Origin of the sequence: Pararhizobium sp. LjRoot235 (assembly GCF_964254145.1) — a bacterium.
Taxonomy (GTDB): domain Bacteria; phylum Pseudomonadota; class Alphaproteobacteria; order Rhizobiales; family Rhizobiaceae; genus Pararhizobium.
In genome coordinates this window covers 1-26,112 of the sequence record NZ_CAXUSP020000002.1, presented here as the reverse complement: position 1 = coordinate 26,112, position 26,112 = coordinate 1, and the positions used below count along the sequence as shown (strand labels likewise).

At 58.0% G+C, this 26,112-nt stretch carries 24 protein-coding genes and 2 pseudogenes; 6 read left to right on the top strand and 20 right to left on the bottom strand.

What is annotated here, in order from left to right:
• Positions 1–20 precede the first annotated feature (20 nt).
• From purU to ACSQ2Z_RS20660, 14 genes and pseudogenes are all read right to left on the bottom strand, one after another.
• Positions 21–122 (bottom strand): annotated as a pseudogene (gene purU / locus ACSQ2Z_RS20725) (formyltetrahydrofolate deformylase); the annotation flags it as partial.
• A 559-nt stretch (positions 123–681) separates the two neighbouring features.
• On the bottom strand, positions 682–1,719 hold the full coding sequence (gene fba, locus ACSQ2Z_RS20720; RefSeq protein ID WP_436083169.1) for a class II fructose-bisphosphate aldolase: 1,038 nt from the start codon (positions 1,717–1,719) through the stop codon (positions 682–684).
• Positions 1,720–1,753: 34 nt separating this feature from the next.
• The gene (locus tag ACSQ2Z_RS20715) at positions 1,754–2,143 is read right to left on the bottom strand and encodes a tautomerase family protein (RefSeq protein WP_436083168.1); all 390 of its coding nucleotides are present in this window, start codon (positions 2,141–2,143) and stop codon (positions 1,754–1,756) included.
• A gap of 48 nt (positions 2,144–2,191) precedes the next feature.
• Complete coding sequence (locus tag ACSQ2Z_RS20710) at positions 2,192–3,004, bottom strand: TIM barrel protein (RefSeq protein ID WP_436083167.1); 813 nt, start codon at positions 3,002–3,004, stop codon at positions 2,192–2,194.
• Positions 3,001–3,810, bottom strand: coding sequence for a 5-deoxy-glucuronate isomerase (iolB, locus tag ACSQ2Z_RS20705; protein WP_436083166.1), 810 nt, complete (start codon positions 3,808–3,810; stop codon positions 3,001–3,003). The genes ACSQ2Z_RS20710 and iolB overlap by 4 nt, the downstream gene beginning before the upstream one ends.
• A 26-nt stretch (positions 3,811–3,836) precedes the next feature.
• Positions 3,837–5,675, bottom strand: coding sequence for a 3D-(3,5/4)-trihydroxycyclohexane-1,2-dione acylhydrolase (decyclizing) (gene iolD / locus ACSQ2Z_RS20700; RefSeq protein WP_436083165.1), 1,839 nt, complete (start codon positions 5,673–5,675; stop codon positions 3,837–3,839).
• Entirely contained in the window at positions 5,672–7,594 is a 1,923-nt protein-coding gene (locus ACSQ2Z_RS20695; protein WP_436083164.1) for a bifunctional 5-dehydro-2-deoxygluconokinase/5-dehydro-2-deoxyphosphogluconate aldolase, read from the bottom strand. Before ACSQ2Z_RS20695 ends, iolD begins: the two co-directional genes overlap by 4 nt.
• Before the next feature lie 21 nt (positions 7,595–7,615).
• The gene (locus ACSQ2Z_RS20690) at positions 7,616–8,545 is read right to left on the bottom strand and encodes a TIM barrel protein (protein ID WP_436083163.1); all 930 of its coding nucleotides are present in this window, start codon (positions 8,543–8,545) and stop codon (positions 7,616–7,618) included.
• A gap of 56 nt (positions 8,546–8,601) precedes the next feature.
• The gene (locus ACSQ2Z_RS20685; RefSeq protein WP_436083162.1) at positions 8,602–9,543 is read right to left on the bottom strand and encodes a sugar phosphate isomerase/epimerase family protein; all 942 of its coding nucleotides are present in this window, start codon (positions 9,541–9,543) and stop codon (positions 8,602–8,604) included.
• A gap of 77 nt (positions 9,544–9,620) precedes the next feature.
• Positions 9,621–10,793, bottom strand: coding sequence for a Gfo/Idh/MocA family protein (locus tag ACSQ2Z_RS20680; RefSeq protein WP_436084103.1), 1,173 nt, complete (start codon positions 10,791–10,793; stop codon positions 9,621–9,623).
• 158 nt (positions 10,794–10,951) lie between these two features.
• The gene (locus tag ACSQ2Z_RS20675) at positions 10,952–11,854 is read right to left on the bottom strand and encodes a sugar phosphate isomerase/epimerase family protein (protein ID WP_436083161.1); all 903 of its coding nucleotides are present in this window, start codon (positions 11,852–11,854) and stop codon (positions 10,952–10,954) included.
• Between the two features lie 27 nt (positions 11,855–11,881).
• Entirely contained in the window at positions 11,882–12,703 is an 822-nt protein-coding gene (locus tag ACSQ2Z_RS20670; protein WP_436083160.1) for an ATP-binding cassette domain-containing protein, read from the bottom strand.
• A 9-nt stretch (positions 12,704–12,712) separates the two neighbouring features.
• Positions 12,713–13,717, bottom strand: a complete 1,005-nt coding sequence (locus tag ACSQ2Z_RS20665) for an ABC transporter permease (protein ID WP_436083159.1) — start codon at positions 13,715–13,717, stop codon at positions 12,713–12,715.
• Positions 13,718–13,847: 130 nt separating this feature from the next.
• Positions 13,848–14,822, bottom strand: coding sequence for a sugar ABC transporter substrate-binding protein (locus tag ACSQ2Z_RS20660; protein ID WP_436084102.1), 975 nt, complete (start codon positions 14,820–14,822; stop codon positions 13,848–13,850).
• 154 nt (positions 14,823–14,976) lie between these two features.
• On the opposite strand from ACSQ2Z_RS20660, the gene ACSQ2Z_RS20655 reads away from it, so the two are divergent.
• Genes ACSQ2Z_RS20655 through ACSQ2Z_RS20645 form a run of 3 tightly spaced genes read left to right on the top strand, consistent with a single transcriptional unit; the run spans position 14,977 to position 16,979 of the window.
• Positions 14,977–16,017 (top strand): LacI family DNA-binding transcriptional regulator, encoded by a 1,041-nt coding sequence (locus ACSQ2Z_RS20655; RefSeq protein WP_436083158.1) that lies wholly within the window; start codon positions 14,977–14,979, stop codon positions 16,015–16,017.
• Between the two features lie 34 nt (positions 16,018–16,051).
• Positions 16,052–16,318 (top strand): LacI family DNA-binding transcriptional regulator, encoded by a 267-nt coding sequence (locus ACSQ2Z_RS20650; RefSeq protein WP_436083157.1) that lies wholly within the window; start codon positions 16,052–16,054, stop codon positions 16,316–16,318.
• Positions 16,290–16,979, top strand: coding sequence for a hypothetical protein (locus tag ACSQ2Z_RS20645; protein ID WP_436084165.1), 690 nt, complete (start codon positions 16,290–16,292; stop codon positions 16,977–16,979). The genes ACSQ2Z_RS20650 and ACSQ2Z_RS20645 overlap by 29 nt, the downstream gene beginning before the upstream one ends.
• Before the next feature lie 237 nt (positions 16,980–17,216).
• Here the strand turns inward: ACSQ2Z_RS20645 and ACSQ2Z_RS20640 are convergent, their stop codons facing one another.
• Positions 17,217–17,405, bottom strand: a complete 189-nt coding sequence (locus ACSQ2Z_RS20640) for a hypothetical protein (RefSeq protein ID WP_436083156.1) — start codon at positions 17,403–17,405, stop codon at positions 17,217–17,219.
• Between the two features lie 211 nt (positions 17,406–17,616).
• Here ACSQ2Z_RS20640 and ACSQ2Z_RS20635 point away from each other — a divergent pair, with 211 nt between their 5' ends.
• Positions 17,617–17,835, top strand: a complete 219-nt coding sequence (locus tag ACSQ2Z_RS20635; RefSeq protein WP_436083155.1) for a transcriptional regulator — start codon at positions 17,617–17,619, stop codon at positions 17,833–17,835.
• Positions 17,836–18,386: 551 nt separating this feature from the next.
• On the opposite strand, the pseudogene ACSQ2Z_RS20630 reads toward ACSQ2Z_RS20635, so the two are convergent.
• A pseudogene (locus ACSQ2Z_RS20630) lies at positions 18,387–18,608 on the bottom strand (DUF1330 domain-containing protein); the annotation flags it as partial.
• Between the two features lie 477 nt (positions 18,609–19,085).
• Here ACSQ2Z_RS20630 and ACSQ2Z_RS20625 point away from each other — a divergent pair.
• Positions 19,086–19,340 (top strand): DUF982 domain-containing protein, encoded by a 255-nt coding sequence (locus ACSQ2Z_RS20625; protein ID WP_436083154.1) that lies wholly within the window; start codon positions 19,086–19,088, stop codon positions 19,338–19,340.
• Positions 19,341–19,525: 185 nt separating this feature from the next.
• On the opposite strand, the gene ACSQ2Z_RS20620 is transcribed toward ACSQ2Z_RS20625, so the two are convergent.
• The 4 genes from ACSQ2Z_RS20620 to ACSQ2Z_RS20605 form a co-directional block, all read right to left on the bottom strand.
• Positions 19,526–20,479, bottom strand: a complete 954-nt coding sequence (locus ACSQ2Z_RS20620; RefSeq protein WP_436083153.1) for a Csu type fimbrial protein — start codon at positions 20,477–20,479, stop codon at positions 19,526–19,528.
• A complete protein-coding gene (locus ACSQ2Z_RS20615) occupies positions 20,476–22,755 on the bottom strand; it encodes a fimbria/pilus outer membrane usher protein (RefSeq protein ID WP_436083152.1) in 2,280 nt (759 codons plus the stop codon). The genes ACSQ2Z_RS20620 and ACSQ2Z_RS20615 overlap by 4 nt, the downstream gene beginning before the upstream one ends.
• Before the next feature lie 110 nt (positions 22,756–22,865).
• Positions 22,866–23,597, bottom strand: coding sequence for a fimbrial biogenesis chaperone (locus ACSQ2Z_RS20610; protein ID WP_436083151.1), 732 nt, complete (start codon positions 23,595–23,597; stop codon positions 22,866–22,868).
• A 21-nt stretch (positions 23,598–23,618) separates the two neighbouring features.
• Positions 23,619–24,107, bottom strand: coding sequence for a Csu type fimbrial protein (locus ACSQ2Z_RS20605; protein WP_436083150.1), 489 nt, complete (start codon positions 24,105–24,107; stop codon positions 23,619–23,621).
• A 1,189-nt stretch (positions 24,108–25,296) separates the two neighbouring features.
• On the opposite strand from ACSQ2Z_RS20605, the gene ACSQ2Z_RS20600 reads away from it, so the two are divergent.
• Positions 25,297–26,112: VCBS domain-containing protein (locus tag ACSQ2Z_RS20600; protein ID WP_436083149.1), on the top strand; the 816-nt coding region annotated here is incomplete at its 3' end.

The window sequence follows — 26,112 nt, the reverse complement described above, 5'->3', positions numbered from 1 at the left end:
CGATAACGGATGTCACGGCATCACCCCATGCGCTCTGATGCGTAGGAGCCGGGGCTGGCTGGGAAAACGATCGTCTTGTTGCCGTTCATGAAGACGCGATGATGGATATGGGCGTGCATGGCCGCCCTGGGTTCAGGACGAACGTGGCCTCGAATTCATAGGATTCGAAAAACCTGCAAGGATTCGCAGGGTCCCCGGCCTCTCATTTCCAGAGTCACTCGCTTTGTCGGATGTTTATTATCGTAGAAACATGCCGCGTATCGCAGGCTGGGTGGCTTCCCAAGTGGGCGCATTCATTCATGAAATGAATCGGTCATGCCTGACCGATTCGAAACTCTCATTGGGCAAAACAACGCAAAGTGGCCAGGGTTCGGTATGGCCCTGCGACGCTTCCAGCTTCACCTTCAAACGCACGACGCTGCCAAGAATGGCGCGGTACTATGCGCTGTCCTTAGAGCGTGATCTGTTGGCGATAAAGATGGCAAAGAGCAAGAAAGCCCGTCGCTATTGCATCGCGAGTGACGTGTAATCGGCGTACTGGTAGCCGGCGAAATAGTCGACCAATTCGCAATTAGCGAAGTCGGGGATAGTTGCGATCATGGTAACGGTGCTAAGCATCTTACGTACGGCAGGAGATTTTGCCTTGCAATTCTTGTGCAATGCGCCATTTGAAAATGCCTGTTAGCAATAGAATTTGCTCATCTCGCTGAGGCGCTTGATGCGAATTTTTGAAGTTTGCCCAGTTGCACCAAACGCCACGAAACGCTCTTTGCAAACTTCCGTCATCAGCGCGACGGCGGGCTTCAAATACGAGCGCGGATCGAAATTATCTGGCTTCTCCTTGAAGCTCTTTCGGATGGTTCCAGTCATTGCCAGACGCAGATCGGTGTCGATATTGACTTTGCGTACACCCAGCGGAATGGCCTTCTGTATTTCAGAGACCGGCACGCCCCAGGTCTGCTTCATGTCTCCGCCATAGCTGGTAAACAGGTCCTGAAGGCTCTGCGGAACCGATGAAGATCCATGCATGACGAGATGGGTATTCGGAAGCTTCTTGTTGATCTTGCCTATGGTGTCGATCGAAAGAATGTCACCATCCGGCGCTCGCGTGAACTTGTAGGCACCGTGGCTGGTGCCAATGGCAACCGCCAGAGCATCGACTCCGGTCTTGGAGACGAAGTCCAGTGCCTGGTCCGGATCAGTCAAAAGCTCCTCACGCGACAACTTGCCTTCAAAACCGTGACCGTCCTCCTTGTCACCAGCCCCGGTTTCGAGATTGCCCAGGCAACCCAGCTCGCCCTCGACGGAGACGCCGGCGGCATGCGCGATCTTTACCACCTCTGCCGTGACACCAACGTTGTAGTCACAGCTCGCAACTGTTTTCCCATCGGCCAGCAGCGAACCGTCCATCATCACCGACGTGAAGCCATGGGTGATAGCCGAGATGCAAGTCGCTGGCCCGTCACCGTGATCGAGATGCAGGCAGATGGGGATATGGGGGTATTCCTCAGCAGCGCCCAGGATGAGGTGTCGAAGAAAGGCATCCCCCGCGTAGGCGCGAGCGCCGCGGCTGGCCTGGAGTATGACCGGAGAGTCCGTTTCGTCAGCAGCGCGCATCACGGCCTGAACATATTCCAGATTGTTTACGTTGAAGGCAGGCAAGGCATAGTCATTTTCTGCGGCATGATCGAGCAGCTGTCGTAAGCTGATGAGTCCCATCGTTTCATTCCATTCATGTGTGCCAGGATACGTCTCAGAGTTCGCCCGTGAGAAACTGAGCGCGGCCTTGCCCGAACGACCAGTCCTCGTCACCATTTTCGGTGAATGAAACCATGACATCGGAGGATATCACGCCGCATTTACTCTCGAGGGCTGAGCAGAGGTTTTGATAGAATGCTACCTTCGCCTCTCGCCCGCGGGGCCGCGTCACGACTTCGAGAAGCACGAAATTTGCGGTCCGCGGAATGCCAAGGCCGGTATCTAACGCTTGCATGTGAGAAGGCTCATGTTCCGATACGACCTGGTAACGATCGCCGGTCGGCACCTCAAACGATAGGACCATGGCTTCGTGAGCCGCATCCAACAGCAAACCCAATTCCTCAGGTGAACGGCCCTTGTAGAGATGAAACTTCAGCAGCGGCATTATACTCTCTCCTCAGGAGAAACAGTCGGGAACGGTCGAACAGGTCTTTCATCTCGAAGCCAGCGACCTCTCGATGAAATCGAAAGACCGACGAATGTCGTTTTCGAGGGATTTGCTGTCTTGAACCGCAGCAGCCGTACATTCGAATGAAAACGATCCCTGGTACCCTGCCGCGATGAAGGCAGCGATTTGATCAATGGTCCCACAGCGATCGCCGCCATCGACTAGGCCGCGATGAGCATCAAGCTTGTCGTCAAGCGGAGGCAGCGGATCGGCGATTCCCGAGATATGAACCATTGCCGTGTAGTCCGGAAAGATTGGACCACCACCGGCGATCGTATGCTGAAACGTATCGTGTACCAGCTTGAATTTCGTTGGTCCGCCGACCGCCTCGATGGCATCGACCAGTTCTGCTTTGTGTTTGAGCGACGAAGCGGCAAAGCCGATGGGCTCGATGAGTGCTACAATCCCATGCCCGTCCAGCATCGGCAGCACCTCGCGCATAACCTCGCGCAGCACTCTTTGCCGCACGCCATCTTCCGCTCCACCGCCATCGACGCGTGGGATGAGGCTGATGGTTTCGGCCCCGCTTTCGACGGCCGCGGCTATCAACGTCTCAATGGCGTTAGCGCGCTCCTCCGACCAGTCGTTGAAGGGATAGACCTCGCTAAGCCCCAATAGTCGCAGTCCCCTTTGTCGCGCGATGGCACCGGCGCGGCTCGGAGAAATGCCATCAACCATCGGACGGCCGAGATCGCTCCGGGGCTCGACCCCCACGCAATCGAGATTCCGTGCCAGATCCAGAAAAGCTTCATAGGCCAGGGGGCGAGCTGTTTTCTGGTTGATTGCCCGGCTGATCATTTTGCGTCCCGCTCCGTGATCCATTCCACCTCCGGTGCGGGCACGAACCGCCACTTCCGCAAGGGACCAGCCATGACGTTGAGGTAATACATCTCGAAGCCATAAGGCGCGCCGCAGGGATGATGGCCGCGCGGCACCAGGACGACGTCGTGATCCTTTACCGCCATTGTCTCGTCGAGCAGTGCGTCATCGGTGTAGACGCGCTGGACGCCAAAGCCTGCCGCCGGGTTCAGCCGATGGTAATAGGTCTCCTCCAGATAGGTGATACGCGGGAAGTCGTCCTCGTCGTGGCGATGGCTTGGATAGGAGGACCAGTGGCCGGCAGGCGTGAAGACCTCTGTGACCAGAAGACTGTCGCAATAGTCTTCGTTCTCCATTGCGATATTGTTGATATGACGCGTATTGGCTCCCTTGCCGCGTGCCGTCAGCGAAATCCCGTCGGGACCGATCCTTCGCGCAGCGTGTCCGCCTTTTCCGGGCGCGGAGCAAACCGCAATCGTGCACTCGGTGTCCGCGACAGCGCGCCAAACCTTGCCGTTCGGCACATAGAGGCAGTGCGGCGGCGTCTTTTCGAAGACGTTCATCCGCTCGCCCAGTACACCCCAATCCTGCCCGGCGGCATGCAAGGCCGCTTTGCCCTCGACAATAACGAGAATGACCTCGCGATCGCCCGTTGCCTCCTCGGCAATCTCACCTGGTCTGAGCCGATAGAGCGAAAAGCCGACATAGCGCCAGCCCGCCGCCTGGGGCAGGATCTCGTGGACTTTGCCATGCGTGCCGAAAGGCTTGCGTAACAAATCGGGCATCCCTTGTCCTCCGGTTGGCACACTTATCAATCAAAGGTACGCTGATTTGCAGCATTTCGGTTGTATCGCTCACGCGCATGCTCGAGACGTTCAGGTCCCCCCGCCTGCGGCACGGCGACATCCCACCAATGCCCGCCCACATCCAGTCCCGGGACAGCGTCGGTGTCGATCACAATGACCGTGGGGATGTTCCTCGGACGCGCTTCGACAATTTTCTTCTCGAGATCGGCGATATCGACCGCCTTTTCCGCATGGGCACCCATGGAGCGGGCATGGCCCACAAAGTCGATCTCCGGCATGACCTCAATGTTGGAGTCCTTGTACATATTGTTGAACTCCGCCCCGCCGCATTCGATCTGCAAGCGGTTGATGCAGCCGTAGCCGCGATTGTCGGTCAGCACGACGGTAAAAGGAATGCGCCGGACGACCGCAGTCGCTAATTCCGAGTTGGCCATCATGTAAGAGCCGTCGCCAACGAAGCAGATGACTTCCTTTTCCGGCGCTGCAAGCTTGATGCCCATGGCGCCTGCTACCTCGTATCCCATACAGGAATAACCGTATTCCATGTGGTAGCCGCCTTTTGCAGACTGCCACAGCACCTGAAGCGCGCCCGGCATCGTGCCTGCCGCGCACATTACGACGGTTTTTTCCGTGGCTACCCGCTGGACGGCGCCGATTACCTGGGCGTCGGTGGGAAGATAGTTGGTCAAATCGACTTCCGGCGTGGCGGTGACCTTACTCACCGTCTGGTGCCAACTGTTCCGGGATTCGGCGTCGAAAGATGGCGCCCTATGGTCCTTCAGCAGAGCGGAAAGCCTCTCCAGCGTCACCCTGGCATCACCAACGAGGGGCATTGCGCCATGCTTTGTCGCATCATAGCCATGCAGGTTGATGGAGACGAGCTTCCGCTCCTGGTTCGTGAACAAGGCCCAGGATCCCGTCGTGAAATCCTGAAAGCGCGTGCCGACGCCGATCACCAGGTCGGCTTTCGCGCAAAGACGGTTGGCGCATTCCGAGCCGGTAACGCCGGGGGAGCCGAAATTGTAGGCGTTTTCCCACGGGGTCGCGCCCTTGCCGGCTTGTGTCTCGACGAAGGGGATACTGTGCTGTTCCACGAAGGCAGCGAGAACGTACTCGGCGCCGGAATAGAGAACACCGCCGCCTGAAATGACGACCGGGCTCTTCGCCGCCCTGATCATCGCAACCACGTCATCGAGCTCTCGGCGATCAGGTTCCGGGCGGCGAACACGCCAGGCCTTTGGCTCAAAAAACTTTTCCGGATAATCGTAGGCATCGGCCTGCACGTCCTGGCAAAAAGCAAGGCACACCGGCCCGCAATTCGCCGGATCCGTCATGACGGACAGCGCACGTGGCAGCGCGGTCAGCAGGTGCTCGGGCCGGGCGATGCGGTCAAAATAACGAACCACAGGCCGGAAGGCGTCATTGGCACTCACCGTGCCGTCGTCGAAATCCTCGATCTGCTGCAGCACCGGGTCGGGGCGGCGGTTGGCGAAGATATCGCCGGGAATGAACAAGACTGGCAGACGATTGACATGCGCCAGAGCTGCCGCTGTCACCATATTGGTCGCACCGGGTCCAATGGAGCTGGTTACCGCATGCGCACGCATGCGCCGCTTCGTTTTGGCATAGGCGATGGCAGCATGGGCCATCGTCTGCTCGTTCTGGCCACGCCAGGTCGGCAGCTTGTCGCCGATCCCATGCAGCGCTTCTCCCAGGCCCGCCACATTACCGTGCCCGAAAATCGCCCAGACGCCCTCGATGAAGCGCTCGCCATCTTCGGTCATCTGCACTGAAAGCCATTTGACCAGCGCCTGCGCGGCGGTGAGCTTGATTGTCTTGGTCATGCTGTCTTCTCCCGTGCGGCTGCCCTCGCCTTGTCCCAGATCGAGCACAGGCGTCGATAGCGCTTTGCCATCTCGCTGACGGCGGCGGCGTCTCGCATTTCATTTTTCATCCAGCTGCGTGCGACCTCGCCAAAAATCGTCCGCCCAACGGCAAAGCCTTTGACAAGATCGAAACCGGCGGCGACCTCGAAACTCGCCGCCAGTTCGGCCTCCGGTGCATCGAGACCCAAAACGACGATCCCACGCGTATAGCGGTCGTTCTTCTCGATCGCGGCAATCGTATTCGTCCAGGCCGCGGTTGTTTTCATCGGCTCAAGCTTCCACCAGTCGGGAAAGATGCCAATGTCATAAAACTGCTGGATCAGCGTCGCCGTCGTTTCGTCATCGACCGGTCCCACCTTCGACGGAATGATCTCAAGCAGGAATTCCAGGTTGTCACGCCGCGATGCCTCGAAAAGGCGTTTCACCGTCGCCTCCTGATCGGAACGCATTTCAGCGTCATCATCGGGATGGCAGAAACAAAGGACCTTGACGACGTTTTCCCGCGCCCACTCGCCCAGGCCGCCATAATCACTGCCCAGTTCAGGCTCTAGCGTCAGCGGGCGCGCACCCGGCCATTCGCAGGGCCGTCCGATCCAGAGGCCAGTACCCGAGGCTTCATGCAACGCCCGCCGCCCGATGCGATTATCACACAGGATCCCGTAGCCAGATCGTCCCTCTTGAACGTCCAATGCCGCTTTGAGGCACAGCTCCTTGAAGGCGCCGCCCCGTTCAAGGGTGTAGCCCTCCATTTGCTCAAGCTGCATACGGTGGTCGAACGCAAATATCCGGTATTCGGGCCAGTCTTCCCCGTGATTGCGATGACGGTTCGTGGACCAGTGGATCTGTTCGAGCTCGCAGTCGTTGCGCAGGTCAGGTTGATTGACCCCGCGTTCAAGGAAGAACTTCAGCTCCTCGAGCGACGGGTAGGCCGGCGTGCATCCGTGGCGAGAAACGGCAAAAGCGCCGCAGGCATTGGCGTATTTAAGAGCCGTGGGCCAGTCCGCATCTTCGAGCCACCCCTTCAGGAGCCCGGCGAAGAAGCCGTCGCCCGCGCCCAACACATTGAACACTTCAATCGGGAAGCCGGGACCGGTCTCTCCGTCTTCCAGCCTGCCCGGTATTGGGCCCACGTAGGCCGCCGCGCCGGCAGCACCGCGTTTGCATACGAGCGCAGCGTTGGACACTTTGCGAACTGCGCGCAACGCCTCAATCGTCTCGGTCGAGCCACCAGCAATGTGGAACTCTTCCTCCGTGCCCACGATCAAATCGAACAGATGCAGCGTCGTTTGCAGTTTTGCCGTCACCTTGCCGCTTTCGACAAAACGGCTCTCACCTTCACCGTGGCCGGCGACGCCCCATAGATTTGGGCGATAGTCGATGTCGAGCGCGGTACGCAGCCCATGCTTGCGGGCGAGCTCCAAGGCTTTCAGAATAGCTGCCTCGGTACGTGGGTGGCTCAGATGCGTGCCGGTCACGACGAGCGCCCGCCCCGAGGCGATGTAATCCGCATGAATGTCGTCCTCGCTGAGCGCCATATCGGCACAATTCTCGCGATAGAAAATCAGCGGGAACTGCTCTTCACTACGAATGCCCAGCAGGACGAGTGCCGTTAAACGCTCAGGATCGGTAGCGACCCCGCCGACATCTACACCTTCGCGTTTGAGCTGCTCGCGAATGAACCGGCCCATGTGCTCGTCGCCAACGCGGGTGATCAAACCGGATTTCAGACCGAGCCGGGCCGCACCGCAGGCGATATTGGTGGGCGAACCGCCAATGTATTTATTGAACGAGCCCATGTCCTCCAGCCTGCCGCCGATCTGGGCTCCGTAAAGGTCGACCGAGGACCGGCCGATGGTGATGAGGTCGAGTGATTTCATGTCAGGTCTCCTCGCAGGCCTTCAAAAGCCAGTGCGTGCCAGGAAGGTCCGGCTGGCTGCCAGGTCTTCAAGAATGCCGCCGGCGTTTCGGGGGTCGCGCTCTTGTTCGATGGTGATGTATCCGCCATAGCCCAGCTCGGTAAGCAGGGCCCGGACAGCAGGGTAATCGATGGAGCCACGGCCGATCGGGCACATGACCCCCTTCGCGCAGGCATCGAAGAAACGAATGCGCTCGCCCATGACGTCCTTGAAAACTTTGGCATCTATGTCTTTGAAATGAATGTAATCGACACGATCCCAGTAACGGCGAAGGGTGGCAACAGGATCCATGCCTGAATAGGCCATATGCCCGGTGTCGAGGCACAGACCTGCCAGATCGGCAGGAATATCGTTGACGATACGCTCCAGCTCGTCGGCGAATTCGATGTAGCCGCCGGCGTGGGGATGGATGGTGACGCGTACGCCATATTTGTCGCGCGCAAGCGTTGCGATGCTGCGGATGTTTTCCACCATCCCATTCCACGCCGTTTCATCAAGGCGCGGGGCCCGGTCAGAATGTCCCGCAGCATAGTCACGCTCGTCGTGACCCCAGTCCATAACGGTCAGATAGGGTGCTGGATAGCGTTGGCCGGCATGGGTTTCAGGCTTCGGCAACCGTGTAATCAACGCGCAGATCTCATTGGTCTGGCGCAGGAGGTTGTCACGATTTGAAGGTGAAACCAGATCGTCAAAGATTGTGCCAGCGACAATCTTCAGGTCACGCTTGTTCAGCGCTTCCGAAACAAGGCCGAGGTCAAGCGGCAGATAGCCATAGGGCCCAAGCTCCAGCCCCCCGAAGCCGGCGGCCTGCGCCTCGTCCAGCACCTTCTCCCAATGGGGGAGATGAGGGTTTTTCACGTCATCGACACCCCAGCAGCAGGGGGCAGTGGTGATGGTGATTGGGTTGGTCATGTCGTCCTCACGCAGGCGTGGTGCACGGGCCGCAATCGCAGCCCGCGCCAAACCGGTCATCGGCTGATTGTTGCTTGAAGTGCGTCAATGGAAGACTGGATGCCCGCCTCGGTGGACATCGTGAAATCTTCCATTTCGAGGCTGACCCAGTCGTTGTAGCCAACCATACGAACCACCGAGAAGAACTCTTTCCACCATTGAAGATCGTGGCCTGCCCCTACTGCGACGTAGTTCCAGGTCCGGTTGGCAACGTCAGTGACCTCCTTGAGTTCGAGCAGCCCGTTCACGTCGGCCAGTCCGCGTTCGACGCGGGTGTCCTTGCCGTGGCAGTGATGAATCGCATCTCCGAGCGCGCGTGCCGATGCGATGGGATCCGCCCCCATCCACATGAGATGGGACGGATCGAGGTTCATGCCGACTGTCGGGCCAACTTCGTTGCGCAGGCGGAACAGGGTTTCGGGATTCCATACGAGCATCGCCGAGAAGTTTTCGAGCGCGTATTTCTCGACGCCAACTTCCTTGGCAAGCTTCACCAGATCGTGCCAGAGCGGAAACGCCCGGTCTTCCCACTGGTAGCGATCTCGCTCCGGCATCTCGTTCGGCCAACTCTTGGTGTAGATGAGCCAGTTCGGCACCATGTCGCCGGGGGCCGCCTCCGGCAAACCGGACATGGTCACGATTTTCTTTACACCGATCTCGCCTGCAAGCCGGATGGTTTCCTCCATCTCCTCGCGATGGCGCTTGCCCATGTCGCCGGGATCGAGCGGGTTAGCGGAGCAATTGAGGGCGGCGATTTCCAGGCCGCGAGCTTCGATTTCCTTGAGCTTCGACCGGAGCAAGCCCTTGTCAGCCAGAAGTTCGTCGGCGCGGAAATGCGGGCCGCTCGACCATCCGCCGCCGGTCATTTCTATACCCTCGACGCCGAGCTTAACGCATTTGTCGAGCATATCCGTGAAAGAGAGGTTCGCCATCACATCAGTGCAAATCGCGAGTTTCATTGTGTCATCTTTCCAAAGTGTGTGGGGACGCGTTTCAGGAGAAGGACGGGAGGTGGTCCAACGCGCCCCCGGTCCTGTTATATAAAGTCGATCCAGGCCGAGCCCGTATCCGCCGAACGGACGCAGTTTTCCAACCAGCGCACGCCTTCCGTGCCGGCCTTGATGCCCGGATAGTGATGGGTCTTCAGGAAGGCTTCGTCGCCGCGCGTCTTCGCGTCGATGGCCTGGGCGATCCAGAGATAGATGTTTGCCCAGCTGTCGCCGAGCCCTTCAGTATGCAATGCCCCCATGCGATCGACGGCAAGGCTCTCCTCTTCGAGATAGGGCATGCCATGATGCAGGGTGCGGTTCGGTTCGCCCTGAACCTCGTAGATCAGCTGGTCGGGATGGGAATCGGACCACTCGATCGACGCCTTGGAACCAACGAAGCGGTAGCGCTGGGAACCCATGTTGCCGGCATTGACCGACGATACCCAGAGGCGCCCACGCGCACCGTTGTCGTAGTGCATGAGGACGGTGGCATGATCCTCGAGTGGCGCACGCGTCGGGATAAAAGCCTTGCGGTCGCAAAGTAGTTTTTCGATCTTCATGTGCGGCAGCACGACTTCCGAAAGATAGTAGAGATGCGTGCCGATATCACCGAGAACGAAAGTCGGGCCTGCGGTCTTGGGATTGGTGCGCCATTTGACGGCTTCGCCGGCACCCACATCGTCACCGGAATTAAAGCCGTGGGTGTATTGCATATCGACGATGCGAATGTCGCCCAGCATTCCCTTCTTGACCATCGCCGCCATCTGGTGAACCAGCGGATGTCCGGTAAAGCCGTAGGTGACGCCGACAATCAGGCCCTTTTCCTCGGCCAATTTGGCGACTTCATCGCACTCAGCGACAGTGAAAAAAAGCGGCTTTTCACAGATCACATGTAACCCAGCCTCGAGGCAGGCCTTGGTGATCTCGTAGTGAGTAAAGTTGGGTGTTGCGATCGACACCACGTCGACACCGTCCTTGCGGGAGGATTCGCCTGCGATCAGGGCCTTGTAGTCCGGATAGCAGCGATCCAGGGCCACGCCCAGATTGATGCCGAAATCCTGGCCTCGTTCAACATCCAGGTCGAAGGCGCCAGCCACCAGTTGATAATTGCCGTCGCGCAAGCCCCCCGTACGGTGCTTGTAACCCACCTGTCCGGTGCGGCCGCCACCGACCATTCCCCAGCGCAGTGGGCGCGAAATCAGTCGTTCTCCGTTGATCATCTCGGTAACCTCTTCAATTGAAGCCCCGGGCGTCCATTCGTTTGCTGGCGCCTTGTCGAGGCAATAACTATCCTGCCGGAGGCCGCCCATTCGGCGGCATCTCCGTTACATTTCTCGGTTTCTGTCGTGTGCTCTGGTTCTCGCCGCTAGAGCGTGCATTACTTCTTGAAATAGCGGTCGATATACTCCTGCATTTTATTGCGCATGAACTTGCTTGACTCATCAGCTCGATCTTCCCAGGCGAAGACGCAAGAGGTCATGATGCCGTCAAAGCCAATCTCGGCGAGCGTGCCGAAGAAGTCGTCCCACGGGACCTCGCCCTGGCCGATATTGAGATGCTGGTGCACTCGCGCCTGGGTGCCGGGCGGGTTCAGGATATAGCGCAGCCCCGAGCTTGCCTTGTGATTGAACGTATCGCCGACATGCACATGTGCCAGCACATCCTTCGCCTCACGCAGCATGGCTTTGGTATCGTCCCCGAAATAGAAGGTATGCGGCGCACAATAGAGGAACTTCACATTCTTCGAATTGACCGTCCGGATGATATCGAGCGCCGGCTGCAACGTCTCGCACCAGTCCTCCGGATGCGGCTCCACATGCAGGTTAATACCTTCGCGTTCAAAGATCGGGACGAGTTCCTCCATCGAACGCCACCAGGCGTCCTCGCAGGCCTCGATCATCGAACCCGTGTGGCAGCAGTAGCAGGAGCCCTTGTCGGGATGCGGACCGCGGCCGAACTCTGAATTCATCGTGTCGACTTCCAGTTCGATCGCAATCTCAATGGCACGTTTCCAGTGCTTGACCGCGGCCTGTCGCTCTGCTTCGTCATTCGACGCCCAGCGATACATCGGCAGAAGCGAGGCGATCTTTACGTTCTCAGCAGCGAGCGCCTTCTTGAAAGATCGGATTCGTTCTGGAAACACACGCGGCGCCTTGAACCATTCAAGAAAATCCGCACGCGGCGACAGTTCGATCCACTCATAGCCGAGCTCGGCAACCTTCGCCGGCAATTCCTCTAGGCTGGTGAACCGGTGCATGTGAGGGTCGAGGGCAATCTTCATCGGTCTTACTCCGTTATCTTTCTTTTTTCACTTTGACGGCACCGGCGGCGGATGGCCGTGATGGCTCGCCATGTAGCTCTCCACCTCGGCACCCAAATCCGCCAAAGCTTCGCCGCCCGCCATCAAATCGGTGATCTCCTCGCGCGACCTTTCGCCCTTGCGGAAATTGGCAGCGACTGCACCCCGGATCAGGACTGCGAAGTGGTCGCCAACCGCGATGGCATGGGTAACCTGGTGGGTAATGAAGATCACGGCGATCCCTCGCCTCCTCGCCTCCAGCACGATTCGCAGAACGTGAGATGCCTGCTTGACGCCCAATGCTGCCGTTGGTTCGTCAAGGATCAGGACGCGTGCACCGAAGTGCACGGCGCGGGCTATCGCCAGAGACTGTCGCTCACCGCCCGAAAGACCGCCAATCAGTCGGTCTCCGTCATCAATACGGGTGATGCCGAATCCCTGCACCGCCTTTACAGCAATTTCGTTGGCTTTCTTGCGATCGTAGACCTTGAAGGGGCCGAAGCCCTTGGTGGGCTCCGCACCAATGAAGAACGAGCGGCCGATGCTCATCAGCGGGAATGTTCCGCCAAACTGATGCACGGTGGAGATGCCCATGCGCTGCGCATCGCGCGGGCCGCCGAAATCGACCGGATTTCCGTCCATCAGCACCTCGCCCGAATTGGGCTTGTAGACGCCCGCCAGCGTCTTGATGAGCGTGGATTTGCCTGCTCCGTTGTCCCCCAGGAGGCACAGCACCTCCCCCGCATGCACCTTCATCGAGATATCGTGAAGGACATCGATCGGGCCAAAAGACTTGTTGACGTTTCTCAGTTCAAGGATTGGCATGGTCATCGTCTGTCCTCACTTCTTCTTCGGGGAATAGGTCAGGGCCATAATGCGGAACGTATTGTTCATCAGCACCGCCAGCAGCAACATGACACCGATGATGAGGCTCGACCAATTGCGGTCGAAGGACGTGAAATAGATGCCCTGGTTGACGATGGCGAATGTAATCGTGCCCAGAAAAATGCCGACAACCGAGCCGAAACCGCCCGTCAGCAACACGCCGCCCACCACGACCGCGATGATCGAGTTGAAGATGAATGTCATGCCGGCCGAGACCTGGGCGACGTTGAACAGGATCGCCTGACACATTCCGAGAAAGGCAGCACTCACCGACGATAGTACGAATAGCGTCACCGTCAGTTTGTCTGTCGGGATGCCCGCATTGCGGGCGCTCACCTTGTCGCCACCCAGGGCGAAAAGCCAGCTTCCGAAGGGTGAATAGTGGACGTAGAAGACATAGATCGCCGTCAGAACCATCCACCAGATGATGGTTACCTGGAAACTTCCGCCGATGAATTGGCCGAACAGGGCCTTAGCGACAGCGCCGGATTGGGCCGGGCTCAACGCCACGCTGGTCGTTCCCGTAAGAAAGACGGAGCAGCCCAGTATCAGCCCTTGCACGGCAAAAAGTGTCCCGAGCGTGACGATCAGCGATGGCACTGCGGTGCGTATGACCAAAAAGCCGTTGATGAGACCGACAACCAAACCGAGCGTAAGCGATCCGACGACACCAAGCCAAATCGGCAAGCCGTAGTAGCCGGAGATGATCGCGACGGTCAGAGCCCCCGCGGGGATCATCGCACCAATTGAAATGTCCAATTCGCCGGAGATCATGAGAAGTCCGACCGGGATTGCGACGATACCGAGATTGGCGGCAACGTTCAGCCAGCTTGCGGCACCGGCAGGCTTCAGGAATTCGACGCTGCCGAAGACAACGAAGAAGACGAGCACGAATACAAGACCAAGAAAGGCGCCAGATTCCGGGCGACGAAGAAGATCGCCCACAGGGAAATTTTTCACGTGTTTCACTCCAGTGTTGTCCGGAAGCTTGGAACGGGCAGCATCGTCCAGCGCCCTTGCAGCTTCACGAGTTCGCGAGCGCGGCTCTCGATCCGCGGCAAAGCCGCGGATCGAGGCGAAGAAGAGCTTCTTATCGGGCGCCCTTCGAGACACCAGCCAAAGTGGCGTCGATGTTGGACTTGTCAACGATGCCAGGCCCGGTCAGGACCGGCGCCGTTGGGAGATCGGTTCCAAAGTCTATGGCGGAGGACAGAAGAGTGACCGCCAGATAAGACTGAAGATAGGGTTGCTGGTCAATTGCAAAGCCCTGCGTCCCGTCCTTGATACGGTCGAGACCCGACTGGTTGAGGTCGAAAGTTCCGAGAAGAACCGTTTCAGTCTTGCCGGCCTGCATAACACCGATGGCGGCAGAGTCCGCATCTCCGGCGGAGATGGTAATCACACCATCAATACTGGCGTCCTGAAGCAATGTCGCCTTGATGGCTTCGGCAACCGCGGTAGCATCGCCAAAACTCGTCGCCGGCAATGGCAATTGCTTGGCGGTGCCGCCGGCCTTCGCAATTCCCTCGATCACACCCTTGCAGCGAGCTTCCAGATTGGCGGCCCCGGGAACAGTGTTCACGCAGAGCACATTTTTCTTGCCCTGCTTCGAGAAGTACTCGCCACCTGCGACGCCCGCAATGTATTCATCCGAGCCGACATAGTTGATGGCGCCAAGTTCCTTCGCCTTTTCATGTCCACCGGCATTCATCAGGATGACCTTGATGCCCGCCTTGATCGCTTCCTTGATGGCCGGATCCTCCCCTTCCGGAACCCAGTTCGGAATAACGAGCCCATCGACCTTCTGGCTGATCGCCGTCTGGATGAGCTGCACGACGTCGGGGGCGAAGTTATCGTAGCTCTGAAGACGAAGGTAGTTCACCGTTCCGCCATTCGCCTCGACGATCAGGCGAGCGTCGTCGACACCCTTCTTGATAATGTTCCAGAAAGCGTCGTCATTCTTTCCGCCGACGACGGCGATATTTGCAGCCGAGACCGACCCGGCGGCAAAAGCCAACACGGTCGTCGCCAGTAATGCCGCACAGAAGTGCTTCAAACGTCCCATTTCTTCCTCCCATTTCCCATCATCAGATGGCTCCACAAAATGCGTATTTATGTGTAACGTGAGAGGTGTCAAAATGGAACCTACTTCATTTTGAATGCGTTTTTTTATTCCAAAACATGTCATTCACGAATGACATTCACGGGGATGTTGGAAGATGAACAGACCGACGATGAATGATCTGGCAAAGACTGCGAATGTGAGTCTTTCCACTCTCAACCGGCTCTTGCACGGAACGGGAACAGTGCGGGCGGAAACGATTGACCGAATTCTGGATGCCGCTGATAAAATCGGATTCTATGGGCTTGGCGCGTTACGCCAACGCAAGCGTCAGAACCTGCCGCATCGTCGGCTTGCCTTCCTAATGCAGCAGTCGCATCGGCCGCTGTACCAGTTGTGGGCAGAAGGGATCACTTCCGCATCCACGCTCCGCAGTGACGCCGTCATCAAGCCCGAAGTCGTCTTCGAGGACGATCTTTCTCCCGAAGCAGTCTCCATGAATCTGCTGAAGATGGGTGAATCGGCCGACGCCATTGCGGTAATAACGGCTGATCATCCGCTGGTTAGTCAGGCAATAGACGAGTTGCGCGCCAGAGGTATCCCTGTGGTTGCCTATGTTACCGACCTCTCGGCAGCCAGTCGGGCGGGCTTTGTGGGCACCGACAACTGGAAGAGGGGCCGAACCGCCGCCTGGTTCATCAGCCAGACGACCGACGGTCCCGGCACGGTCGTTCCCCTCGTCGGAAGTAATCGGTATCAATGCCAGGACATAGCGGATGCAAGCTTCCGGTCGTACATGCGTGAGCATGCGCCCGAAATTCATGTCAGCGAAACTCTTCTTACCCACGAGGTTCCGGAAAACGCTTATGCTATTGTTCGCAGGTTGATAGACGAAGAACCGGACCTCAGAGGCATTTTTGTTAATGGCGGCGGAATTTCGGGGGTTTTGAGAGCTTTGCGCGAGCTGTTACCGGAGCAGCAACGCAAGATCCGGATCGTTTGTAGCGATATCGGGCCGGAAACGCGTAAAGGGCTGAGCGAGGGTTTGATCACCGCGTCGCTGTGCCATCCCCTGGAAAGAATGCCCCGGGAACTCATCGACGTCATGTTGCGGTTGATCGAACGAAGAGATGCAGCGTCGATCGAACAGCGGATTGTTCCTTTTGACATCCTTACCCCCGAAAGCATGTGGACGTGAGCGTCGCTTGCTCGTTGGCTGAACGGAGATTTACTTGTCACGTCCCACCATTCGCGATCTAGCCAATGCGGCTGGAGTATCGATTGCGACCGCCAATCGGGTGCTCGCTGGATCAGCTAGCGTGAAACCCGGCACCACTCAGCGCGTTAAAGATGTCGCGCACGAATTAGGCTTCATAGGCATACAAGCGGTCGAGGGCAACCGGGGCGGGAAGGTCAAAGTACAAATTTGGCTTTCTGCTTCCTCAGACTTCGCAGTTCCTCTATGTGGACATGGCGGGAGCTCTTCAGACAGCGGCTGAACTTGTTATCGACGCCGAGATTGACGTCCGAATAAAGATTACAGAAGACACTTCCCCTCAGAGTATCGCTGATGACATGCTGTTGCTTGCCGACAACTGCAATGCCATTGCGGTCGTCTCAGTAGTCCACCCGATAGTCATGCAGACTGTCACAGCCCTAGAAGAGCGTGGTATTCCGATCGTGGCCCTGATCTCGCAGCTTTCGGCCACACGAGTCCGTTATATCGGGCTCGATAACTGGGAAGGTCGGCAGAACGGCCGCTTGGCTCTGCGAACATGTTTGCAGGGGGGTGGCAATCTTGGCATGCTTGTAGGCAAACCCCGCTTTGAGCGTCACGAAGTGAGTGAAAGCGGCTCGCGAAAGCACCAGTGTTCTCTTTACCAAGCTCAGCCCATACGGTATGATATAACATATCAACTAGGTTCTATCATGGAACTTTTTATGTCTAGCCTTGAGATTGACAACTCTGAGCCTAGCGAGCTTTGGTGGTGGCCGGGGTACCGTCATCTCGTAAGCGGCGTGCTTTTGATCGGCGTCATCAACAATCTGCTGACGCTGGCTCAGGTTCCATCCTTCTATGTCCAAGCATCGACGGGAGCCGTCATCATCGTCGCCGCGATACTGACAACGGTTTCGAGCGGAGTCCGGACGCGTACCTAGCTCATTCCTCGGAGGGCTCCAGGTCAAGAGCTGCATAGCGGGGTTCGCCATGCCGGAAGACGATTTGCAGCCCTCTAGTTCCTGAGCCTCCGAACCATTCGCGCGAAGCGGTGAAACTCTGCCTCCTCATCCTCGAACCAGGCCGCCAGCCCACAGTAGGCGACCGCGGTCGCTGCTTCACTGCCATAGAGCGCGCGTGCCTGGTTGATGATGGCGTCATCAGCCGGATTGCCTTGATCAGTGGGCCGAGGGCTTGTTTGCTGCGGTCTCTTCGACCGGAACGGATTGCGCGGCATCGTCGTCTCCCGAAAGTTCTGGTGCAGGTGGCCTTCGCTGCCGGACGAGCGAGCGGCCAATATCAATAATGTTGCCGAAATGGAGTTCCTCTGCGACGGCGACGAAGTAGGTGAGTTGGCGCAGTTCCATGAGGCCGACTTGCCCGGAGAGTGAGGTTGAGTGGATCAGCACCGACGAAGCAACGCGCGCGGTAGCTCGCGCTCCCGGACCGAAGCTATTATGCTTTCCGCGAATCGTTTCAGCGCCCTGTTGCAGGCTGAACCGTATCTACAACCTATAAATCGCCACGTCAAGGCGAAAACGACATGTGGTGGCGATTTTGGATCCAGCTCAATGCAAGATGGCACGTGTCGCGCTGAGGTGGACGGTGAAGGAGCTTGCGGGGGCCGCCAGCGTTTCCACGAATACCGTTGTCCGGCTTGAGCGCGGCGAGGAGCTTAAGTCGCGTACCGTTGCAGACATCCGGGAGGCGCTCGAAAGCGCAGGCGTCATCTTCATCGATGGAGACTATTCAGGATCAGGCGGACCTGGCGTTCGCTTAAGCAGCAATCACCCCTGACTAGATTCGCTTCGACAGGTGATCCCATCACAGGCGTCAGAAAGTGACGCTTACAAACAGACCCCAATACGGTTCCCGACGACGTGATGCACTTCGGTTAGCTTCTCCAGAAAGAGAACGTCTCGCGCGACATAGCTCCCGTTTGCGCCGAAAATCTGAAAGGCATGGCGCTCGTGACCGAGATCGCCGAGGAAAGTCGTCGCGCTTCAATCGGAAAACTGGTGGGCATGGATCGAGCTCGAGAAACCGGAAGCGGAACTATTGCGACCGCTTCCGGAAGTGTCGCTAACGGTTGAGACGGTCCGCAAAAGATCGGAATGAGCCCGCCTCGACGCTTGAGTTTGTGCCAGTCGTGGTGCGTAGGTAGGGGACGCATTTACCCACTGTCACCGACGGAAAGGCGGCCTCGCCCAACGCAACATTCGCTCCGAGGGTCAGGCGAAACGGGCACGTTCTGCCTGCCCTTCGATATCCCAATTCTGCTTTGATCATCGGGATGGTTCTGCGGTCCGCGTACGAATGCCGTCGGGATCTTGCTCCTTCGAATGGCGTTACACGCCGCGCAGGGCAATGATCCGCGAACCTACCGCAGCCTGCCGCTGGTGTGCGAGCAGCGCGTATTCGGCTGACGCAAAGAGCCTGCGGATGGCATCCATGTCAGGGAACTCGATGATTAGCATATTGGTCGCCCGCCATTCTTCAAGTTCGAGAGGGGCATCATCGAGAGCGATGAGGCGGCCGCCGGCCTTTGCCACCAAGGGCAGAGCCTGCGATAAAGCGCGGCCAAAGGCTGGCACCAATGGCAAAAGGGAAAGCTGAAAAGCGCCGGCTCGCGGGCGTAGTAGGTGGCGACCGGGCAGTGACCAATGCCGATCGATACCATCGGACCGACCAAAGAACCCGCCACCCAAAAAGGTGACGGGTTACAATTGGTCGAGAAAAACGCAGAACAGATTAAAATCTCTCAAACAGGTACGTCAAAAACGCTTTCGCTATAAAAGCCGGGCCGGTTTCCCCTAAGGCGACGGCAATACTAATTTAGCTATTACTGATAGAGTGGTCGATCGCTAATTTTGGCGAGTTGACGTCCGGCAGATTAGGTGGATGTCCGCGGTCGTGCGGCGCACCGGGCATCTTGTCTTGTCGAGAGTCGTCGGTGGCCAAACGTGCAGCTAGCAGTGTCGTCAGGAACAAATTCCGTTGCAGCGCGTTGCAGGGGAGAGAGGAGTTACGGTGATTGGGAGGAACCAATGCATCCGAACGAAATCCCCAAACCTACCGAAATTGAATGGCAACCCGTCACAATCACTTTTCCAGACGGACGCGTTCACAAAATCTGCGGACCACTTGAAGCATTTGAAGTCCTCAACTGCGAACCGCAGGACGGTCTTTACTTGAACGCTAAGCTTTGCTGCCGGCTGGCGATGGAGCGCAAGATGTCCGCCGATGAGGCCCGCCTGGCATTTATCGCCGCGACCATCGAGCACATGCTGAAGGTTGTATAGACCTCTGCCCGCTTGTTCATGCCCCCAACCAAAATACCTCCCGTCGCATAGGCGTGAATGTCATCTGTCCTCCAGGGCAACGCGAGCAGACCGGTTTATCGCAGACCGTGTGTCTCGGGTCGGATGCCTGGTTGGGCAGAGATGGATTCGGCGCAGATCGCGTAGCGTCGATCTATCGGCGACCATCAGTAGGTCACCGTCGCAACGATAGTGTCGGAATAGGACCCCGGCGTCGCCGACGTTTGTACAGGAACACGACCGTAGACCGTTACCGCTTGGGAAACGCCCGATCCACTACCGGAATAGGTGTTAGTGCCGCTCGTGTTGCCGAATGGCAGCGTCCCAGAGGCGTCGCGGTAGAGACCGTATGTGACAGATACCGCGCCGTTGGTCATCTTTCGCTGCGTGGGGCCGGTTCCAGTGAGGCCGTTATTCAGACCAATTGTGTAAGCTGTACCGCTTGTGCAGGTGACCGCCAGGCTCGTCGAGCCTGTGACTTCGCTTGCCAGCAGTCCTACACTGCCGAAATTCAGATCGCTTGCCGTGATCATACAGCTCGCGGCCACTGTTGCCGTTGCGAAGGCATTGGCGGTACCTGCGCTGGTCTGTCCATCGCAGCGCGTAATAGCGGTGGTACTGGGCACCGCCGTCTGAATGCGCATGAAGCCGCTGTATGATCCCGCGACGAAGGTCTGACTGCCACCAAGGCGGGCATAGGCCGTTACGCTCGCGGTTCCCGTTCCATTTGCGGGGACCGCAACGCTGTATACTTTACCCGAGGACCCGCCCGAGGCCCAACTCCACGATCCCCAGCCGGTCGTGTAGGTCGCGTCCGTATACGTGCCATAGGCTAACCGATTTGAACCGCTGGCGAGATAGCGATTTGTGGCACTTGTGGCCAAGCCGTTCGGGTCCGCGGCAATGCCGACGCAAACATAAGCCGTGGTGGCTGACGTGACTCCGCTGCAGCTGAGTGTTACCGTATTGGTTGTGGTCGCTGAACTTCCGGTGGTCACAGTCACGCTGCCGAACTGCAGCGTTCCAGCGTTCGTGGCGCAACTCAAGGCTGCCCGTGCTTCACCGGGTTTCAGAATGAACAGCGCGGCTGGGAAAAGCAAAATTCGCGTCAAAGTTTTCATTCGCATATCACTGGTCCAATTGATACCTGCTGATCGCCTTTGGGCGCATAGGAGAAGACCGCATGGCAGACACCCTCTGCCAGTTCCACCGTCAGCTCGTTTTTTGCCTGCAGTTTCGTAATAAAGGCGCGCCCATCATAGCCGACCACGAACGTCTGGCCGGCGCCCGTCTGGCCCGTGAGCCCCGCTCTTAGCGGTTCGCCTGTCGGTGCGTTGAGGAGGACGATCGCGGACTGCGGTTTGGTATCTACGCCGAAATCCACGATCACACCGCTCCGATCGGCGGGAACCACTGTCTCCTCGGTTTTCCCAATGGTGGCGTTGATCGGCAACTTGGCTGGATCAATTGCAATCTTATTGTGCTCGTACGAGCGCAGTCGCGTGACAAGAGCCTTCCCGGAGGAGCCTGTGGTCGCTACCGGTTTGTTCTCATAGAGCACCGGCACATCGGCGGCTCCGGCATCTACGACGGCAAAGGCATCATCGATCCGATTCGCAAGGAATACATCGCCGCCTGCCGCCACAAGCGATCCTTGAAGTTCGCCACGGGCGTAATAGTCACCGTCATATTCCTCTGCAGCAACGTCCACCTGTCCGTGATTGGTCCGATAGCCGAGGCTTGTGGATCGATGTTTTTCAGCTCCTTCCGTACCGCGCAATCGCCATCCAAGGCTGCCAGGCTCCTGGCCGACAGGCTTGACGACCTCCGTTGTCATGTAGGCGCCGTTTTCATCGCGGCCACCATCAAGGGAAGAAGACACGCCCCCACCGATGGGCACGCTCACGCCTGCCATGATTCCCGAATTCTTGTTGTCGCCGATATCCGTCCAAAAATTTACAAAAAGCGCTGCGTTGCCAAGTATTTGGCGCGAATATCCAACGGACAGGATGTGATCTGAATCTCCATCGGCCGACACATTCCTGATGTAGCTGAAATTCAATGAGCCTTCGGCGAACGATAGCGGCATCCCGGCCGAGACGCGATCAAGGGCGCGAGACGGTCGTGTATTTGTGCGCAGATAACCAAGACTGTTGGTTGACGAGCTCAGGAGCGCGGACTGCGCCGTGACGGACGCTACGTCCTCATATTTTCCGAACGTCCGCATGGCCGATGCGGATATAGAAATATCGCCGACCTTGGTCTCGATCGAGCCAAAGGCAAGCCCGCCGTATCCATCTTCGTAATAGCTGACAGCACCGGCGCCACTGACGAGCGCCCTGTCGGCGAGGTTGAATACAGCGCCGAGTCCACCATTGGCAAGCTTGGGCGTCCCCTCGGCATGAGCTTGTAAGGTGAACCGGTCAGTCAGGCCGTAAGAAAGGCTGGCTGACCCAGCGAGCTCCCCAGAATACTCGTTGGATAGCGCGCCGTAGTAAAGTCTCGGAAAGCCTACTTCGGCCGAAAAATCGAGAAACCCCTTCCGCAGCAGATTGCCAGAAACAAAGAACGGCTGCGTGGTCTCGGTTTCCCGTCCGGTGGCGTCGCGAACCACAACCCTGGCGTCGCCCTGGCCGCTGGCAACCGGAAGATCGGTGATACTGAATGGGCCGCTGGCAACTTCCTGAGAGACATTCTTCACACCGTTGATATAAACGTCGACGGTTGAGGGTACCGCCGCGCTGCCGCTGACACTTGCCAATGGCAAGGCGATAAGATCCGGCCGCAAAGCGAAATTGCGCTGTACCTGAAAACCACCAAAGCGCACGGGACGGGTCCAAGCCATACTGCTGGAAATGGTATCGCCAGCAGTATAGGTGAGCTGACGTTCGGGATCCGAATAACTCCATCTTGAATCGAGGCGCAGAACCTTGTCACCTGACGTCGTGAATGTGTCCGAGGTGACAACAGCTGTTTGCGAGGCGATGCCGAACGCGCTGAAAAGCCGCGCATCAAGAGCTGCGGATAGCCCTTGGAAGTTCCAATTAGACACGGATTTGCCGCCGCTCGATCCGTAAAGATCGTAGTTTATCAACGCTCCGACTCCGGGTGGGCTGACCGCAATCCGGTCACGGACAGGCTGGGCATGATAGGTCTTCGGCAAGCGCATGCTTTCGGGCAAGTCGATGTCAATCGTCTGCGCCGGTTCATCGAACTGGTACCGCAACCCAGTAAGATCCGAAAGGAAAACTGGATCGCCGCTTTTGTAATTGGGCGGAACTTTAACGCCAAGCTCTTCCAACTCTCGGCGTGTGGCACTAAGCCGGCTCCGGTCTTCCTCGCGGAAAGCTCCAATGAGACCTGTGGGTTGACCTCTGAGAAATACCTCGAGCTGCAATTCCCGGTCTTCTGCACTTGCCCCAACCAGTGGAAGAAAGGCGAATGCAACGCAGAGTATGAGCAACCGGCGCACTGCGTGAAGGATCCGATTAAGACGACCGTCACCCCTCAAGGTCGCGCTTTGACTGATGCCGAAGCTTCGAGAGCACCGATCTGTGACTGCCCTCGGACGGTTACAGCCTTGCCGGGAGTAAATTTCTGCGCTGAGACGCCAGCGGGCCACTGCATTGTCGAACCCGGCAATATGTAACCCAGGAGACCCTTTCCAAAAGGCATCGATCTCCCTGCCCCATCGATAACACTGACCGAGGCAGCCCGAAGATAAGTCGCACCGCGGTTCTTGGCCTGCAGTACGTAACCGTGAGGGGCGCGAAGCAAGTTCCATTCGACATCGGCGGGACCAAGGTCAGATTGATGAAAGAACATCGGTATGACGTGGCGCACGACTACCGCAACCGTCCCGGCGCGGCGCGGCGCAGATGGCAATTCATCGACGACGAGGCGATAGTCCTCTTCGCCCTGAACGGGGTTCTTCGCCGTGCGAACAATTCGGACGAGATAATCCTGGCCGGCTGGCAGCTGAAGAGACGGCGGGCTAGCCACAACCGCGTTGGTCGGCTCCAAGCGTTCCGCCCCGTCTCGTTGGACCCAACGAAAGGCGCGGACCTGAACATTGATGGGCTCACTTCCCAGATTGCGCACAGTCGCCGATGTCGCCGCACCAGGTGCGGCGACGTCGAGAAGCACAGGTGCTACCTGGAGGGAAGCAGCCGCCGCCGCCGCGGTCATGGCGCAATAAAAAACCATAGCGGCCGCAAGGCTACTGAAAAACCACTTCATCGGTCGAATCCTGAACCGGGATTAGTAGGTCAGCTGCACCTGTACGGTGTCGGCATAGACACCGGGCGCGGGGGTCGTCTGCGCCGGCACAAGACCATAGACAGTGACGCTCTGACTCGCCCCGGTCCCAGTGCCGCTGAGCGTATCGGTGCCGATCGTGTTCCCCCAATTGGTCGCGCACGCCGCATCCCGGCAGAGCTGATAGCTGACCAGTTCGTTCGATGGGCCGCCAATCATTTGACGGGAGGTGACACTTGCGCCGTTCAGGCCCTTATCGATTCCGACGCTATAGGGGGTGGTATTCGTGCACGTCACATTCAGCGACGTGGAGCCTGAGACGCCGGTGGCAAGCAAACCAGTGGTCGGAAATATCAGGTCGCTGGCCGCAAGCGAGCAGGCGCTGGTGATCGTAATCCGCACATTGAAGGAAGCACTGCTCGTAGCGGCAAGAACCGACGATGGCAGGGCGGCAACGCCGCAAAGAGCAAGGATGGAAAGGAAACGTGTCATTTGAATCTTCTCGTCGCTAGGAAATGCTGGCTTTGTGCCATGGGTGCACATGCTGCCTAGCAAAGCGGGACTATCGAGGCGTCTATCGTTTGGTATAGCGATGGCCCTAAACTCGCGTCTGCCAATCATCGGCGGGCGGCAAGCGCGCTCTTGCCTTGATGCTGCGGAGTAAAGCGCTGCTACGATCTGTCAACGCGAAAGCCGATCGGCACGCCGTCCGCCTGCCCCTATCTGTCCTTGATTCGACAGCCCAACCGAGGCCGCTGAGGTCGAGGCGGTCTGCGGTTTCCTAAGCTGCTTCGTCTCCGGTTCGTGGTGTGGCCACTTTCGCCAACAGCACACCTACGCGCTTTGAGGGGATTCAACCGCAGGCCCACAATTTGGATCAGGCGGTTCAATGCAGTGGCGGCTGAAAGCGGCCAATGCTTAAGCGGCTCTCGCGGCGACGTCGAAAGATTTGATCGTGTTTGCGAAATAACGTGCGGCGAGCGGTAGGCCCTGGCCCGTCGACCCAGGCAGCCGTGCTGGGGCTAGCTCGCAGGAAGATATGCACGTGGCGACAACTTTCCGGATGCAGTGATAACGACAAGCTGAAAGCTATCCAATATAGAGAACCTGTAAGTTGAATCGATGTACAAAAGATTGATTTTTAGAAGACATGCTACCCCTACTTCGTTTGCAGTAGAGTAGTGCGCCAAAAGATAGTTTTCTAATTGACCGCTGACGCGTTAGTTTGAAAAGCCACTGAGGGGAAACCAAAATAAATTTGGCAAAGTATTTCGGACCAGCCGTTTAATTGCGCTGTCCGGGGAGGAGCAGGCGTGTGTAGAGTAGTATCGCCTGAGGAGGGCGCGCCGGCTTTGATTGGTGGGGAGCAGGTCGCGGTTGGCCGGTTTCCCACCCTCCTTCGTGAACGCGATTTGTCTCGCGACGAATTTCGCCAATCCACGACCAAACAGGCCCCGACGAAACAGGCGACGCGGATGCGATGGTCCCGCGTTCCCAGGACGTCGCCTGGGCGCTCCAGGCAGGCATGCAAGAGCCGCATTGCGACGCGGTTTGCGCGTGCGCGCGAGATTTTCAAACAACGGCATATTGGGTTGACGGCCGCAACAAGGGGCGGGCCGCCGCTACTGGAACGTGAAATCACAGCACCTCGGCGCAGAACACGATAGGTAAGGGGGATCTCATGGCTACGCAGACCACAGGAGGTGGAAGCACCACATCCTTCAACAACACTCCACAGGCGCAGGGCGACGTCTATGAATGGACTGAAGAGCAACTGCTGGCCTCCAGCCTCTACAATGTGGACACTCACACCATCACCCTGGATGTGACGTCAAACGATCTTGGCGGGAAAGCGAAAACGCTCTGGTCAATCGACGACGGCGGCTCCGATTTCATGTCCGAATTGTTGAAGAGCAATGTGACGACGGGATGGGAGAAAACCGCAGAAGGAAATTGGATTCGAATTTACAATGGGAAGATCGAATACAGGATCGACGACGGTTCGAATTCGCCCTATAGCGCCCGAAGCGTCAATTCGCTGACTGCGGACGATCATATTCAGGACTCGTTCTATTACTCGATCCGGCTCGCAAACGGCACGCTCAGCTATGCGAAAGTAACACTGGATCTCATCGGCCAGAACGATGCGGCGACGATCGGTGGTGCTTCCATCGGGGCCGTGACCGAAGCGGGCGGCATCAACGATGCTGATTACGGCTCGCCGACCGCCTCCGGCACGGTCGCAGTCTATGATGTCGATGCGGGCGAGAGCCATTTCCAGGCGCCCCAAGAAGGTGGGCTCTGTGGTACCTACGGCAGCTTCAGCTTCGACGCGACGACGGGAGCGTGGACCTACGCGCTCGACAACGCCCGCGCGACGACGCGTGCGCTTACCGCGGGGCAGGTGGTGACCGAGAAGCTGACGGTGTGGTCCGCCGACGGTACGGCAAGTCGAGACATCGTCGTCACCATTCACGGCGCCAACGACGCCGCGGTG